13 protein-coding genes and 1 tRNA gene are annotated in these 15451 nt (G+C 46.0%); 6 read left to right on the forward strand and 8 right to left on the reverse strand.

Features of this window, described 5'->3' with window-relative positions:
* Nucleotides 1–98: 98 nt before the first annotated feature.
* From ACYVI9_RS17240 to ACYVI9_RS17260, 5 genes are all read right to left on the reverse strand, one after another.
* Entirely contained in the window at nucleotides 99–578 is a 480-nt protein-coding gene (locus tag ACYVI9_RS17240) for a ribonuclease H-like YkuK family protein (RefSeq protein ID WP_460767108.1), read from the reverse strand.
* Between the two features lie 137 nt (nucleotides 579–715).
* Nucleotides 716–790: transfer RNA gene (locus tag ACYVI9_RS17245), tRNA-Lys, on the reverse strand.
* Nucleotides 791–893: 103 nt separating this feature from the next.
* On the reverse strand, nucleotides 894–1031 hold the full coding sequence (locus tag ACYVI9_RS17250) for a hypothetical protein (RefSeq protein ID WP_460767110.1): 138 nt from the start codon (nucleotides 1029–1031) through the stop codon (nucleotides 894–896).
* Between the two features lie 310 nt (nucleotides 1032–1341).
* The gene (locus tag ACYVI9_RS17255; RefSeq protein ID WP_460767112.1) at nucleotides 1342–1578 is read right to left on the reverse strand and encodes a hypothetical protein; all 237 of its coding nucleotides are present in this window, start codon (nucleotides 1576–1578) and stop codon (nucleotides 1342–1344) included.
* Between the two features lie 414 nt (nucleotides 1579–1992).
* Complete coding sequence (locus ACYVI9_RS17260; RefSeq protein ID WP_460767115.1) at nucleotides 1993–3915, reverse strand: glycoside hydrolase family 127 protein; 1923 nt, start codon at nucleotides 3913–3915, stop codon at nucleotides 1993–1995.
* Nucleotides 3916–4560: 645 nt separating this feature from the next.
* On the opposite strand from ACYVI9_RS17260, the gene ACYVI9_RS17265 reads away from it, so the two are divergent.
* Together ACYVI9_RS17265 and ACYVI9_RS17270 are read left to right on the forward strand one after the other, a co-directional pair.
* The gene (locus ACYVI9_RS17265) at nucleotides 4561–4953 is read left to right on the forward strand and encodes a GreA/GreB family elongation factor (protein WP_460767118.1); all 393 of its coding nucleotides are present in this window, start codon (nucleotides 4561–4563) and stop codon (nucleotides 4951–4953) included.
* 253 nt (nucleotides 4954–5206) lie between these two features.
* A complete protein-coding gene (locus ACYVI9_RS17270; RefSeq protein ID WP_460767120.1) occupies nucleotides 5207–7063 on the forward strand; it encodes an alpha-1,3-galactosidase-related protein in 1857 nt (618 codons plus the stop codon).
* A 422-nt stretch (nucleotides 7064–7485) separates the two neighbouring features.
* Here the strand turns inward: ACYVI9_RS17270 and ACYVI9_RS17275 are convergent, their stop codons facing one another.
* Nucleotides 7486–8784, reverse strand: coding sequence for a spondin domain-containing protein (locus ACYVI9_RS17275; RefSeq protein WP_460767123.1), 1299 nt, complete (start codon nucleotides 8782–8784; stop codon nucleotides 7486–7488).
* 130 nt (nucleotides 8785–8914) lie between these two features.
* Between ACYVI9_RS17275 and ACYVI9_RS17280 the strand changes: the two genes are divergently transcribed.
* Both ACYVI9_RS17280 and ACYVI9_RS17285 read left to right on the forward strand, forming a co-directional pair.
* Complete coding sequence (locus tag ACYVI9_RS17280; protein WP_460767126.1) at nucleotides 8915–9622, forward strand: response regulator transcription factor; 708 nt, start codon at nucleotides 8915–8917, stop codon at nucleotides 9620–9622.
* Nucleotides 9622–11091, forward strand: a complete 1470-nt coding sequence (locus ACYVI9_RS17285; protein ID WP_460767128.1) for a sensor histidine kinase — start codon at nucleotides 9622–9624, stop codon at nucleotides 11089–11091. Before ACYVI9_RS17280 ends, ACYVI9_RS17285 begins: the two co-directional genes overlap by 1 nt.
* 254 nt (nucleotides 11092–11345) lie before the next feature.
* Here the strand turns inward: ACYVI9_RS17285 and ACYVI9_RS17290 are convergent, their stop codons facing one another.
* Entirely contained in the window at nucleotides 11346–11942 is a 597-nt protein-coding gene (locus ACYVI9_RS17290) for a GNAT family N-acetyltransferase (protein ID WP_460767131.1), read from the reverse strand.
* A gap of 146 nt (nucleotides 11943–12088) precedes the next feature.
* Between ACYVI9_RS17290 and ACYVI9_RS17295 the strand changes: the two genes are divergently transcribed.
* A complete protein-coding gene (locus tag ACYVI9_RS17295; protein WP_460767134.1) occupies nucleotides 12089–13084 on the forward strand; it encodes a helix-turn-helix transcriptional regulator in 996 nt (331 codons plus the stop codon).
* Between the two features lie 531 nt (nucleotides 13085–13615).
* A complete protein-coding gene (locus tag ACYVI9_RS17300) occupies nucleotides 13616–13978 on the forward strand; it encodes a hypothetical protein (protein ID WP_460767137.1) in 363 nt (120 codons plus the stop codon).
* 45 nt (nucleotides 13979–14023) lie between these two features.
* Here ACYVI9_RS17300 and ACYVI9_RS17305 read toward each other — a convergent pair whose 3' ends face one another.
* Complete coding sequence (locus tag ACYVI9_RS17305) at nucleotides 14024–15409, reverse strand: RagB/SusD family nutrient uptake outer membrane protein (protein ID WP_460767139.1); 1386 nt, start codon at nucleotides 15407–15409, stop codon at nucleotides 14024–14026.
* Nucleotides 15410–15451: the final 42 nt, after the last annotated feature.

A 15451-nucleotide genomic window follows, 5' to 3' on the forward strand; every position in this document is an offset into this window, starting at 1 on the left:
AGCTACCTGGTTTATGTATACCGGAGCTATAGCCTCTTCTGCCCTCAGGCAATAATATTATTGTATCATCCCGCTTTATATCCGGCCGGTTACACGGGTTATTGCACCATCTTATTGGCACAGCAGGAACTGGCAAAAGCCGCTGGTTTTGCCCGGCAGGCGAAGCCCATGGCATTGATATATCCCATCGCTTCGCTCAGGGCATCATTGCTCTTAAAAGCGGGATTGGTATTGATATCAACGTGCAATTCCAGATCGGTATTAAAAGCGGTAAAAACATCACAGAGCTCATAGGCGGTGGCGATACTTTTCTGTACCTCCGCCAACATCCTTTCCTTAATCCGCATCCTTTGCCTGGAGCGTTCTTTGCTGATGAGCATAAAACCACCCCGGCCTCGTCTAATAAAGACAATTACCGTTGCGAATTCCGTTTCCCTGCTTTTCACCTGGCTGTCCGTACCAATACAGACTTTCAGCTGGTGTCCGGCTTCTGATTCCCTGAGCAATAGCGCTCTTACTTCTTCTTCGAGGGAGCGACCGAGTCGCCTTCCGTCAAAGGTTCTCCATTGTTGATCCATCTTTATATCATTTTTCTCTTTCTTCAAACTGTTTTTTAGCCGGGCCCCTGGCTTGCCGATCCTATTTGTTCGCGGCCATTGGCACCTGATCCCTGGTTCCTCACGACAACTGCCCTGCTTTTGGGGGCCCATCCTTGTTGGTCCGCGGGGGATCGAACCCCGAACCCCCGGTGTAAAAGACCGGTGCTCTGACACTGTTGAGCTACGAACCAGTAATTGCTGCTGTCCCTGCTGTTGGCAGGCCTACTGTGGCACATCCCGGTTGAGATGCGTCCCGGAGCGGCCATTGCATTGCCCTGTTTTCGCGGCTAAGGATCAACTACGGATACCTGATTCCGCAGGATGCGGGCGACGCGCCCGCTTATCCGGGCATTCCCGGGTGCCTTCGGCCGCAGCAGGTCTGAGTAAGCGCAACAAAGCGCATATGACCAGTACAATGATTAAAAATTTCATTCTATTCTTTTTGAAAACACAAACCCCACCCCTTACAAAGACCGGTTCAGACATCAGCCTGAAACAATCCTGTTTCCATCTTAACGCTGTCAGCGCCGCAGAGATATCGCAATAAGTTGCTAACAATAAATGGGCATTCAGCAATATCTATTTACTGTGTTACCGTTGGTAATCACTGAGCAGCACTTATCGTTTGTATTGTGTTATTGTTTACATAAAACCATTTTACAAAGGCGGAACAATCTTGATTATTGGGGAGATAAAAAAACCCCGCTTTCAGAGCGGGGTACAGCTATCGTGAAGATCGTTATTATAAAAACGCAACAGATAAAACCATCCCCGTCCGGCTGTACCCCCAGCGGGCAAAGCTTTCCGTTGAATGAATATGTTTATCTCTGAGTTGCATTTTATTCTTTTTTATTTGCGGTGCAAAGTTGAAACAATTTTTTTGATTCCACCAAACTTTCAGTAAAAAAATATTTTTATAAAAGTTTTTCTTTAATACGGATGGTAAAAAATGGTAACCCAAAAAACGCAGCTGTTTCAAAATATTTTTTACCTGCTGTGTTTTCTCAGCTGGTTTGAACTGTGGAATTGACGACTAAGAACCCGGATACTTTTTGTATCTTACTTTTAATTGCTTCAGTAATTAAGCTGTCCTCCGATTTTTTATACCCTGATAACCTCTTTTCAAAAGCGCCATTCGATCCTTATTATTACTGCTGTTCGGGGATGTTTTTTAGCACAGCCTGATCTTAGGCACGGGTGCATGATATGGGAATCCTCTCTTCCTGTGTCTGTCGCTTATCCTTCCGTCAGGCGCATTCCGTAAGGAAGTCCCGAACAGGCGCTGGTGGGCCGGCCTGACAATCAATTTGCCTTTTATTGAATGCTTAATGCCCTGCCTATAACAGTCCGCCCCGTTACCTGTGTCGTGATTTTCCCGATGCCTTCAGCGGGTTTACTGCCCCAGGGTCAGACCTGTGAAAGTTTCGGGTAACCAGACCTGCATTTTCCGATTTCCCCGGTTGTTCCAGCTGAAATAGGGAATGGCCTGAACCGTCGCGGTTTTTGTACTTACAGCATTACCCGCTGCATTTACGGTTAGCTGTGGTGCCTGAAACGCAATGGTATTAACGCCACCGAGCAGCTGCGGGTCGTAGTTTACCTCAAAAACCGTTTCGGCGGGCAGGGTAATTCGATCCGGTTCGATGCCATCATCTGAACTTTCTACACAGTAGACAATCGGTCCGTATTGTATGGCCGTACGGTTGGCATTGGCCAACACCGCATTATTGGCCTTTATTTTTCTGACTTCCATCGGCAGTTCCATCAGCAGTTCATCGCCTTTTTTCCAGGTTCTTTCAAGTATCGCATAGCCGTCTTCCGTTGTATAAGCCACCGGCTTCCCGTTGACTTTGATAACAGGTTCCGGTTGTTTATCATCCGTATAATAATATAAATTTCCATCCACCGGGTGTTTCAACCAACCGGGAATGCGCAGCCGAAGCTGGAAAGCGGTCTTTCCGGAAGGCTGCAGGCGCAGGCGGACATTGCCCTTCCAGGGATAGTCCGTTAGCATTTCGATCCCAAGATCGGTTTTGCCGATATTGATCTGTGTGCGGCTGCCGATAAATAAATTAACCCAGACGGCCCCGGGACTGCTGGCATAAATATAATTACCTACGGAGGCAACCAGGCGGGCGATATTGGAAGGGCAACAGGCAGTACCAAACCATTCCCGCCGGTGTTTATCCCCTTTTGACGCCAATGGATTTCCATAAAAAAACCGGTCACCCGACAGCGACAACCCATCCAGGGCGCCGTTATACAAACTACGCTCCAGCAGATCGGTATACCGGGCCTGCCCCGACAGTAGCTGCATGCGCTGATTCCAGAATACCATACCGACAGAAGCACAGGTTTCACAATATGCAGTCGCATTGGGTAAATCATAGGGCTGGCCAAAGCCCTCATTGGAGGCCTGGGCACCGATACCACCGGTAATGTACAAATGATGTCCGACGACATCTGCCCATACCGAATCCATAGTGGTGGTAAACTGCGGGTTCCCTGTTACTGCCGCCACGTCAGCCGCTCCGGTATACATATACATGGCGCGGACGGCATGGCCGGTAATCTTTCTTTGCCGGATCAGGGGCAGCTTGTTCTGATTGTATTGTTCGCCGCCGCCTCGCTGCTGCAGGAACCAGTCCGCCAGTTTCAGATAACGGTCTTCACCGGTATGATGATAGAGGCGCATCAAGGCCAGCTCTATTTCCTGATGACCGGGCGCCCAGTGACGGTTGGCCAGGCGAAAAACGGAATCTATATGTTCGGCGAAACGAATGCCGGTTTGGAGCAGCCGATCCTTGCCGGTAGTATTATAATAAGCAATACCGGCTTCAATGAGATGGCCCGCACAATAGGTTTCATGTTTGCTCATATCGGTCCACCGCTGGTTGATATCAGTCAGGATATAATAAGTGTTTAGGTACCCGTCGGGTAATTGGGCCGCGGCTATTTTATCGATCCAGCTATCTGCGATGGCCTCGAGCGCCGGATCCGGGTTGTTCTTCAAGGAATAGGCAATGGCTTCCAGGGCTTTGTATACATCGGAATCATCATAATAAATGCCTTCATGCTTACCCTGTTTTTTGGCCGCTTTTTCGAAATTACGGATCCGGCCGGTTTTATTCGCCGTGTAGGAAACGCAGGCATCGAGCGTCGCCGTGGCTACGGTCTTCAGTTTTGGCGTCCAGAAAGCATCCCGGATTTCCACCCGGGAAAAATCAACCGGAATACATTTTTGTAGCGGTGTTTGCGCGTTCAATCTGGTTATGAACAGTCCTGCAAGGATCAATAAGCTGACGGATTTTAACATGTCTGGATGGTGTTGGCGATGAATCGTTTTAATTTAAAGCTTTAAAGTAACGCTATATTTTTAAAAGCCGCGGCCCGGTACCTGAAGTTTAGGGGCGGTCACCGGGTCTGGCCGCCATCCAGATAAGGTTAACCGCAGCCATCCGACCAGTCATGATCCGCCGGATACCGGGCCGGCCACCAGAAACGCCGGCTTTTTTAGCTGCCGAGCAGCGAAGCACGCCCCAGGTCCGGATTGATTGTGTGGAGCTCAGGAACCCCGGCGCCCCCCTCCGATGGCCTTTCTGCTGCCAGCCCTGGTTATTAATGGAAGTTCATTGAACTTTTCTGTACCGGCTTTGTTGATTAAAAAATATACCCTTTTCATCAAAAGAAGGTTTTAAATCGTTCCGGTAACGATTCCATGCGACCCTTTTATTCATATCACCCGAAATTGAGCCTTTACCGGCCACACAGTTCCTGTGTCGGGCGAGCTGCCGGCTACTGCTTTTCCGGCGGTCGACTTTATATCCATATAGGGAATAAAGCGTTTCCCCAGGGTTCCCGGGCCTGAAAACTGATCCAGATCCGGGAAATATCCGTCTTTTAAACAGCTGGGCGCAACAGCTGGATGGCAATTTATTATCTTACTGTAATTCAAATATTTATGAACCCTAATTTAGCCAATCCGGTATTAATTACCGAAGAAGATTACCAGTTATTAAAACCTTTTGCCAAAAACAATCCGCAGGAAGGAGAAATGTCACTCAGCGAAGAGTTGAAAAGGGCGATTATTGTCCAGAAAGACGCGTTTCCCGAACACGCCGTTCGGCTGAATTCAAAAGTGACGGTAATGGACCTGGCCACCGAAAAGCTACTGGAATTTACCCTTGTTATGCCGGGACATGCTGACCTGCAGGCCAAAAAGATATCCATTCTCACGCCTATGGGAGCCGCGTTGATCGGGTTTCGCAAAGGCGATCAGGTACAATGGCAACTCCCCAAGGGACTGAAAACTTTTAAAATAATGGAGGTAAAAAATAATCCAGCTGCCACCTGATCCTCCGAAAATGCCGGCCCGGTGCCTATGGCTCTGGGTGAATACTCAGAGACCGGCCCCTGCCTAACCCACTCACCGAAATGCCCTGGACGGCATCGGGTGCCGTTACTGTGGGAGCTGGCGGCAGCTAGCATTTTTTCTGTCCCGGCCTCCCGATTCGGATCCGGCAATTTTTTGCGGCAGCGCTTGCAAAAAACCCCTGTCAGAATTATCTTCGCTTGATTTTCAACGAATAGCCAAAAAAATAGCAAAGATGCGATTGGATTTTACAGCTGTATTTTCTGGAAGAATTTTGTTTTTATATATGCTGATTGCCGGATTTTCTCTGTCGCAGCCATCACTACATGCCGCCGATACGATTTATTTCCGACTATCCGATATGGGCATCAGGCCCAATACCGCTGAGAGTATTACGGGGCCCCTGCGCATGGCCATTGAAAAAATTAAAAGATCTACGGGCAAGGGAAAACTGGTCGTCATTAGTTTCGCACCCGGCCGTTACGAATTTTATCCCGACACCAACGCTCAAAAAACACTGTATATATCGAACCATGACCAAACCAACCCCAAATCCCTGGGACTGCATTTCCAGAATATGCAAGAGGTACTGGTGGATGGCAATGGCGCCGAGCTGATTTTTCACGGAAGGATGCTGCCCATTGCGATGGAACAGGTGGCACAGTTCACCTTAAAAAACCTGCATATTGATTTTGAGAATCCACAGATCTGCCAGGTCGAAGTGCTGCAAAATGACACCACCCGGAAAACCATCACCTTCAGGACTGCCCCCTGGGTGCAATACGAAATTCGTGATAGTTCATTTTCTAATAAAGGCCAGGGCTGGAAACTGCATCCGCGGTCTGCCATTGCCTTTGATCAACAGACCCGGCATATCGTATATCAAACCAGTGATATAGCAGCGCCCCTGAACGCGACGGTTGAGCTCGAACCGGGTGTTATCAAAGCATTTAACTGGTATAATCCACGGCTGCAACCCGGTACTATACTAGCGCTGCGCTCAGGTCAAAGGCCTGCACCCGCCATCTTTGTGGATCAGAGCAATAATATCAGGCTGCTGGGCGTAAAAGTACACTATGCAGAAGGCATGGGACTGCTGGCACAGGTTTCAGAAAATATCACGCTGGATCGGTTTGAAGTGGCATTAAGGGGGCCCGACGATCCCCGCTATTTCACCACCCAGGCCGACGCCACGCATTTTTCCGGCTGCCGGGGGCTGATCCGGTCGGTAAATGGTCGCTATGAAGCCATGATGGATGATGCCATTAATGTACATGGCACTTACTTAAAGGTCAGGAACTACAAAGATGCCTATACCCTGGTAGCACTGTATATGCATGGTCAATCCTATGGTTTTAAATGGGGAGATCCCGGAGATGAAATTCAGTTCATCGCCAGCAAAACCATGGAAACCGTCGGTGAAAGAAACCGTATACGTTCCATCCGTGCTGTTGATCAGCCGAATTTCAGGGGTGCGAAATTATTTGAAATCAGTTTTCAAAAGAAACTGGATACAGCCCTGCTCTTCCAGCTGGAAACCGGAATAGAAAACCTTTCCTGGACGCCCGAGGTCTATTTTGCCAATAATGTCATTCGTAATAACAGGGCCAGGGGCGCATTATTCAGCACCCCCAAATCCACCATCATCGAGAACAATCTTTTTGATCATACTTCAGGATCCGCCATCCTGCTCTGCGGAGACTGTAATGGCTGGTTTGAAACCGGAGCCTGCCATTCAGTGATGATCCGAAACAACCGATTTGTAAATGCATTGACCAATATGTTTCAGTTCACCAATGCTATTATCTCCATTGCTCCGGTAATCCCTGACTTAAAAAATCAACATAAGTATTTTCATTCCGGCATCACCATTACCTCAAACAGTTTTGAAACCTTTGACCGGCCCCTGGTATATGCCAAGTCGGTCCAGGGACTGGAAATTACCCATAACAAGATTACAACGACCAGGGATTATCCTGCCTTCCACTGGAATAAACACCCATTTCTTTTTGAGCGGGTGACGAACTATAAGGTAGAAGACAATTCATTTGACTATGATTTTGACCCCGAACGGGATATTCAATCCGATTGAGCATCCTGTGCTTACAATTTGCTGAAAAGCCGGCTCCGCTATCCAGATTAAGGACCCACCGGCAAGCGGTAGCCGTTAGTACGGAAATATCCGCCCTGCGGTCCTGGACGATCCGGAGCGCCGGCGCTTCCTGATCCTGATTTCAATGTAACCTACAGGCGGGCCTGAGGTGCTGGATGTTCTGGAAACTACCTATTCAATACAAAGTTTACTTGTTCTGTGAATGGCTTCTGCCGCCCCGCTTAGCACAGTTGCCGACATAAATACTTTCTCTTTCGTTGCCGCACTGAGTGGGACCTGTATTAGCTACAAAGCGCCAGCTGACCCCATGCAGCCATTCCCAATAGTCGCTGTTGGCCATTTTCCCTGCTTCCATAACTGCAATAGCAGAAAACGAAATAGCCGATAAAACTACCCTTTATCTATTCCAAGCTAACTTTGATCATCTCACCGATAGCAGGTAAGCTGTTAAATTCGTTAGGATTGGGCACGGGTTGGATCGCCTTGCTTTCCTGTAAAGGAGTGCCGGCCAGGTTGGCCTGTGTTATCCCTGCACCCGGGTATTGGTTTACTGCCGTACCATCATCAAAGAGACCTATGGTTGCTGTCACATCGCCTTTCTGCGCCCCATCAATATCAGATCCGGTAGTAGCAAAGAACCAGTCATTTGAAAATCCATACATCGTCGCGATTGCGATACGGTCATCTGGCAGCAAAGACAACTCTTGAGATACCTTACCTCCAGGAGCGTCATCGATCTTTGGCAATAACACTGTATTGGAAATATCTTTCAGCACATACACATTTCTTATTCCCGGTCTGGTTTTTAGTACTTCGGCAAGGGGCTCGGCATTCCCCGTTTGGGCCAAATCCTTCAGCCCCTCACCCCGATCGCTTTCTCCCGTTTTGTAAAACGGATTGCTTTCTCCACTATAAACTACGACCAGCACAGGGGAGAGAGGGGTAAATATACCCGTATGTTGCGTAAGCCAGGCATCTAATGGGGTGATATCACCCATTTCTGCAATATTTGTGAGTCCATTCATGGATAGCTTATCCACTGAATAAATAGGTTCTTCCAGCAGCAAGTTCTCACCGGCTGTATAGGAAATGGCCCATACCCCCGGGCTGAATGGTGTTTCATTTGCAGTACCTCCGGAGTTGTTTTTTATGGTAATCGTAAATCTGGAACTGCCCTCATACTTTAATGAAACCTGCATGAGCCTGGAAGCCGGTAGATAATTATTCCCGAAGTCATCCATTCCATTTACTTCCTTAATATTTTTAGGAGTAGTCTCCGCAGTCCCCGGATGCATCACCGCGGCCCCAGGTGTCTGATTCATCCTGGTTCCATTATCCCAGAGTTTTATCTGCTCAGATACATCACCTGATATTGGCATTCCATCATCATTATACAATCTGATACCGGGGTTTTCGGGCGCGAAGAACAGGTCATTGCTCCATCCATACATCGTTGCAAATGTGAGCCGTTGATTTTTAGCAGCGTAAAATGAAAAGGAAACCGACTGAGCGGGCAGAATGACGGGTGGTGTACCGTTTCCTTTAAACCTGCCGGATTCTACCAGCGGTTTGCCATCCAATACGTTTTCAATTGAAATGGTTTTAATTTGCATTTTGGATATACCATCCCCTTTATGACAGGATGCCATTAGTATGACCGCGGCAAACAGGGAACAAGGCAGGATACTGTTCTTTTTCATGTCTGATTTATTTTAGACTACAAAAGAACAGGTACCAGTTCTCAAAGACGTAACAGAGTTATAACAAAAGTATCACGGTCCAATTTTAAGCGGTTTTTTTCTGAAATTTGTGTCTCCGCAATACAGCAACATGCAAAAAGTACTTATCATAGAAGACGACCCAGAGATTATTGAACTGCTTAAGATCCATTTAAGGGACCTGGGTTGTGAAGTGACTGCAGTTAACAATGGACAAGGGGGATTAAAAGCTGTAAGTGATGCGCCTTTTGAGCTGATCATCCTGGATCTGATGCTGCCCGGTCTGAACGGCATGGAAGTATGCCGACGGATCCGCCAGACCGATCGTCATACGCCCATACTGATGTTGACCGCCAGGTCTGAGGAAATCGATAAAGTAATGGGATTGGAAACGGGCGCTGATGATTACCTTACCAAACCCTTTAGTATCCGCGAATTCATTGCCCGTGTAAAAGTGATCTTCAGAAGAAATGAAGAAAATCAATCCCCCCGATTTAACAATGATGATACACCAGCTATACGCTCATGCGACGGATTGGAAATCGATTTGGACAAGCGGAAGGTTTCTTTAAACCATCAGCGTGTGGATCTCTCACCGAAGGAATTTGAGCTCTTGGTATTGCTGGCCTCAAACCCGGGTAAGAGCTACAATCGGAAACGCCTGCTGAACCTGGTATGGGGCTATGACTTTGACGGCTATGAGCATACAGTTAACAGTCATATTAACAGGCTGCGCGGGAAGATAGAGACCGATCCGTCCGCGCCGAAGTATATTTTAACCACCTGGGGGGTTGGCTACCGGTTTAATGAAGAATTATAATGTCAAAGACAAAATTCATCAAAAGCAATTTGCTATTCTGGAAAATCGCTACGGTATTTACGGTTGTATTGGTAGTGCTCGGCCTTGTATTCATACTTATTGCCTCCCGGTTCTCCAAATCCTATTACAATGCAGCGCACCAGGAGCTGTACGGTGACCTTGCCCAACACCTTGCGTCGTTTACGCAACCCATCAAAAATGGGAAACCGGATACCGCAGTTACGCACGATATCATCCATTCCACCATGGTGGCGAACCCCAGCGTTGAGGTATACCTATTGGACACAGTAGGCAATATCACCGATTTTGTGGTGCCCGATACCACAGTACAGATCCGGCAGGTAAACATGGCCCTCGTAAAAAAATGGTTATCCTCAAAAAACGGCGATCGGCCCATGGGCGACAACCCCAAACAACCTGAAGAACCGGCCATTTTTTCAGTCGCACCCATCAGAGAGAAGGGACAACTCTCTGGCTATATCTATGCCGTCCTTGCTAGTGAAAAGCAGCGCGACGTACTGTCGGCGCTGAATAGTCATCTATATACTCGATTGAGTGTTTCTATTTTCTTTGCTGCACTTACCGTGGCGTTAGTTGTTGGCCTCGTTACCTTCTTTCTTATAACGCGCAGTATCCGGAATACTGCCCTTGTGGTACAACGCTTCAAAGAGGGCGACTATTCCGCTCGTATTGAAGGTAAGGCCGAAGGGGAGCTGGGAATGCTTACTTCAACATTCAATGAAATGGCAGATGTTATTGTGCGTAATTTCGATAAGATAACAGCTACCGATAAATTCAGACAGGAGTTGATTGCCAATGTATCGCACGATCTGCGCACGCCCCTGTCCATTATGCAGGGGTATATAGAAACCCTAATGATGAAAAAAGACAACCTGTCCGATACCGACAAAGAGCGCTATTTGTCGGTAATTCATGCCAGCGCTCAAAAACTATCCATATTAGTGGACCAGCTTTTTCAATATGCAAAACTTGAGGCCAACCTCGTGACACCGGAAAAGGAGCCATTTCTGATCAATGAACTGGCATCAGACATTTTAATGGCTTATCAGTTAAAAGCCACCGAACGATCCATCCTTCTTGAGCTGGACACCCACCGATACCTGCCTCGGGTTTTTGCAGACATCGCTCTTACTGAACGGGTATTCCAAAACCTTCTGGACAATGCATTTAAATTTACGCCGGATGGAGGCAGCATTCGAATCATTTTATCAGAGACCTCAGCTGGTGTAAACGTAGAGGTGGCAGATACCGGCATTGGCATTTCTCCGGAAGACCAGGCATTTATCTTTGAACGTTACAAGCAACTTGATAAAGTTGCATCCCCACAAAAAGGTATAGGGATCGGACTGGCGATCGTAAAAAAAATACTGGAACTGCATCATACTACGATTGATGTCATCAGCCAACCGGGCAATGGTACCAGGTTCCGGTTCGTCATACCGGCCTGATATATTTTATGTAAGGTCATCTCCTCCCCAAAAATGGGATACCCAATAAACTTGTCGAGCATAAAAGCCAGAGAAATATACTTGTTGCTTTCATCCGGAAATCACCGGAGGCATACGAATATCAAAAGAACAGAAAGCTATCCGAATAGCTTTGAAAATTAAATAAAGAAAGCGTATGCGAGTCGATTATCAGCTTTAAAACTCAATTGTAAGCGTCATTGCTCGCAAGACCCGTTTAAAAAAAGACTGCTGGATCAAGAAGTTTTTAGAAACTGTTCTTTAGTTATCATGTACAGCTTTGCCGTTTTATCTGTCAATCGAATCACGCGCTGAAATTGAAACCCTGCTTTCTCCGCCAACCGGTGGGCCAGCACATTGCCAATATCGGGTTCCGCAACCACTCTATTTACCGCCTGATAGGAAAAAAGCATTTCCAGTATCGTTGCAAGCACGTTTTCGGAAACGTTCCGGATTTTCGCCTTTAAAGAAAGCAATTCTTCTGGAGGAGCCATTAAAAGGTGAATACCGTAATCGTCATTCGCTGATGCATAAACTGCGGCGACTTCGGTTTGTTCGACATGATAGACCTCAAAGAGTGCAATTGGATTCAGGCGGTGGCAAACGATAAAAGTAATGGTAACGGATGCCTCTTCTTGTTTTATAAGATACAGAACCAGTGCTTTTAAAGTTCCCTGCATTTGCCAGTACCGGTGTGCATAAGGCCGGTTTACCCACCGGTGTATTAAGGGCACATCTTTTCGAAAATGGAACGGGCGTATATAGATCCAGGTCCGCGCAAATTTTTTCCTGTAAAAGAAATGATGCGGGCCCTTAAATAGTGAATAGGGCATAAAACGCGGTTTTATTAGAAAATCATTAGATTTATAGCTGCATTAGCTCTCTATTGAATTGATGGCAAGCTACAGCGGGAAAATATCCTTCCCCTTATCAATTCAGCTATTTTATTTGTCAATTCGTATTGTTTTGTGATGTGCGTATGAACCCACCTTTTGAAATCATCTGTCTCCAGGGAGACACCCTAACATGGGCAGACCAGTACCATAAACATTCATCGGGGCTAAATCTACCCCGAAGTGAGTCCTTTACTGCTTATGGAGGTTGGGGGAATATGCTTTTTCAATCATTTAAAAAGCAACAGTTTAGTATTTGGAGCAGTCGTTATGATAACAGGTTGCGCAGGTCTTTTGAAGCCCGTGGAAATATAAAATTATTGGAATTTTCATTGCAAGTGGATGGCAGCGTCTCCTATAGAGCAAAGCCGTTCAGCCATCAGACAGTAAAAAACAGCCAGTTCAGTATTTTCTACCTTCCTTATATAGAAAGCCAGGCCAGTTTTGAGGTAGGTCAGTTGACCACTACGCTGGATATTCATTTCACCTTTGATTATCTGAAAACCTTCTCAGAACCTTTTCCTGATATCATTGATCCTTTTTTAAACGCCGTAAAAAACAATAAGCCGGTACAGTTATTTACACAGCCGCTATTTGCCACTAATTTCATGTTATCATTAGCAGATAGCATTCTACATCACTTAAAAACCGGTAATAACAATGATTACCTGCTGGAATTGAATGTAAAAACCCTGCTCAGTTACGCTTTTACCTGTAAATACGAGCTCAATCCTAAGAAAAAGCGGATTTCCCTGGAGCAAATCAGCCACATTCATGCCATACGGAACCGCTTGCTAACAGATTTTTCCCAAATTCCAAGGTTGACAGATCTTGCCCGCGAAGCCCATATGAGCCTGCCTCGTTTTAAAGTACTCTTTAAGGAAATTGTCCTGGAATCCCCATACCGATTTTGGATGATCAACCGATTAAATACTGCTCGGGAACGCCTGCTAAGTAGCGATGACGCAATCTCAGATATTGCGCTCGACCTGGAATTTTCGGATATTTTTTCTTTTTCCAAGGCGTTTAAAAATCGATTTGACCTTTATCCCAGCGAAATGAGAGAAAATAATTCCAAATAAAAAAGAAAATGATACGAATTGATAAACAGAGCACTTGGTGGGGATCGTATCTTCGTTTCAGAAGAATGTAGATGGCTATTTTAACCCGAACGCTAACTACATTCTGTAAATGTTATCCGGCCTATAGTATTGATCGACCGCATTTAATAACATGAAAGCAACTTGCCACCATACAGGAAAAGTATCTTTTGGGTCAAGAACCGAAGCAATGAGGGCACTTCTCACCATCCGGAGCGCTGCCAGGCGAAAAAGTGCAGACGGAAAACGCATCAAACACCGCTGTTTAAAACCCAGGCAAAAGCGGGTTTATTATTGTAGCTATTGTTGCGGTTACCACCTTACCAGTTGGGCTTGGTGGTTTGGGAAAAGTGCAAAATTTGCGCTGAATCTCACGGTTTTCAACACAGAGCAGAAATTGGATTTAACATCTAAACCAACCCATTAAAGCAGGACCCGGAACATGCCTCTCCCAAGCTCCAAAACAACAATACCGGCCCTCCGCTATATGTAATGATAATAAAAAAAATCTCGTTGGCTTTTGCTGCTACAGCAATGGCCGCAGCGCTGGCATGGGCTGCCAGTGACACCGATAAAAAGCCCGTGGTAGAGAAGGCGTATACGATGCGCACGTTTCAGTACAACGGCCTCGATTTTTCACAAACCGAGGTGCAGAAAAACTCAAACTGGAATTATACTACCAACACAACCGCCTGCCCCGCCGGCAGTGACATTGCATGCAAGATAAACGTATCTGATGCTTACGTTGTACCAGATGGTTCGGGTTATAAACTGGACCCATCATTGGTCATCACTGCGTCATCTGGATCGATCTCACATGTAATATCTACAACGGAGGGAAGTGACGCAACATATGTTTCCAATACCTTAAATTAGGAAACATTCCGGAACAAGGCATTGACGCAATTAATGCCTTGTTTTCTACTCTTCATTTTGAGGCATTCCTGTTAGTCTGATAATATCATCAGGGAGTGGTAACGCATAATAGTTCGCGTTGGGCGATAGCACAAAGGGCTCACCGTTTACGACCCGTTTCAATATTATGTTTGCTCCCTCCTTATTCAGCCTTTTTATATCGCTCCATCTAAGTCCTCTCATTACCAGTTCTTTCCTGCGCTCATTCAAAACGATACGCAAGCTCTCCTCTACGTCCGTAGGGTGATATGGCATGTAGGTACCATCCTTATAACGTTTGCTTAAAAGCGCATTAAGGTCATCCAGCCCCGCCTGCATATTATCTATCCGGATAGCCGCTTCTGCTCTCACCAGGTACATTTCACTAGTAGTAATCCCGGCAAAGGGAACGTAATACTGACCTGAATAGGAGCCTTTAAAAAAATACCGGCCAGGTGTCCAAATATCAAAAAAAGCCACCTTTCGAAGATCATTATCTTCATACATACTTATCAAAGTGGTATCCATATAACTTCTTGAAGTAGCATCCGTATTGAACAAGTAATAAATTGGGTTGAAGTTGGCATAAAAAATAGTTTCCTTATTAAAGGTAACGAAGGGTAGTCTTGCTGCAATTCCCTCCGGAATATCCGTATCCCCGTTAAGATCCATCAGCCTGTCATTGAGCCGGAGACTGGAATCCGCATATAAAAAAGCATTGGCATAATCCCGCATCGATAAATAACATCTTGCCAACAAACCATATGCCGCGCATTTAGATGGCCTTGTGGCAACTGATGAAAGCACTGGTAAAAACTGAAGAGCAGATTTTGTATCGCTGATTACCTGCTGATACCCGGCTTCAGCTGTAGTCCTAACTGATGGCACATTAAAATCTGAGGTTTGCCTAAGTGCAATGCCCAAGTCTTTGGATGCCGTGGCTGCATCATAGGCTTTTGCATGGTTCCATAAGAGTTGAAGGAAGTAAAAACTGCGATAAAACAAGGCACTGCCTTTGATATTATCGAAGTCCTGTTCATTGCCGGTTGTCCGCTTAATGTTTTGCAACTGTTCCAACACAAGGTTGGTATTGTAAACTGCATTATAAGCCTTTGACCAGTCATTTTCTCCATCAATTGAATATTTCTTCCAGGTATAAGCAGCTTTCAACGCCGGCGTCCTTGAATTGTAGAATGCATCCGTAATGATATACTCATCTGCGGAGATCATACCATAAGTAGGTACATAACCGTTCATTATTCCTTTATTGTCTAGCAGCGCCTGCAAATCAGGTAGCGTAACAGGAACTATCACTTTACTATTTTGCTTTTTATCCAAAAATTTTGTGCAGGAGCAAAAGATAAAGAAGGTTGTCCATACAATAATAGCAGGCTTTATAAATTGATTTTTCATCAGTTTGTTTTTATTTTTTAGGTGTGATCATATACATTCGTA

The organism is Niabella terrae (assembly GCF_054783135.1).

Bases quoted from the DNA above. Each gene is read 5' to 3' on its own strand.
- ACYVI9_RS17260 (WP_460767115.1), bottom strand. From the start codon at position 3,915: ATGTTAAAATCCGTCAGCTTATTGATCCTTGCAGGACTGTTCATAACC.
- ACYVI9_RS17270 (WP_460767120.1), top strand. From the start codon at position 5,207: ATGCGATTGGATTTTACAGCTGTATTTTCTGGAAGAATTTTGTTTTTA.
- ACYVI9_RS17240 (WP_460767108.1), bottom strand. From the start codon at position 578: ATGGATCAACAATGGAGAACCTTTGACGGAAGGCGACTCGGTCGCTCC.
- ACYVI9_RS17295 (WP_460767134.1), top strand. From the start codon at position 12,089: ATGAACCCACCTTTTGAAATCATCTGTCTCCAGGGAGACACCCTAACA.
- ACYVI9_RS17275 (WP_460767123.1), bottom strand. From the start codon at position 8,784: ATGAAAAAGAACAGTATCCTGCCTTGTTCCCTGTTTGCCGCGGTCATA.
- ACYVI9_RS17250 (WP_460767110.1), bottom strand. From the start codon at position 1,031: ATGAAATTTTTAATCATTGTACTGGTCATATGCGCTTTGTTGCGCTTA.
- ACYVI9_RS17285 (WP_460767128.1), top strand. From the start codon at position 9,622: ATGTCAAAGACAAAATTCATCAAAAGCAATTTGCTATTCTGGAAAATC.
- ACYVI9_RS17265 (WP_460767118.1), top strand. From the start codon at position 4,561: ATGAACCCTAATTTAGCCAATCCGGTATTAATTACCGAAGAAGATTAC.
- ACYVI9_RS17305 (WP_460767139.1), bottom strand. From the start codon at position 15,409: ATGAAAAATCAATTTATAAAGCCTGCTATTATTGTATGGACAACCTTC.
- ACYVI9_RS17280 (WP_460767126.1), top strand. From the start codon at position 8,915: ATGCAAAAAGTACTTATCATAGAAGACGACCCAGAGATTATTGAACTG.
- ACYVI9_RS17290 (WP_460767131.1), bottom strand. From the start codon at position 11,942: ATGCCCTATTCACTATTTAAGGGCCCGCATCATTTCTTTTACAGGAAA.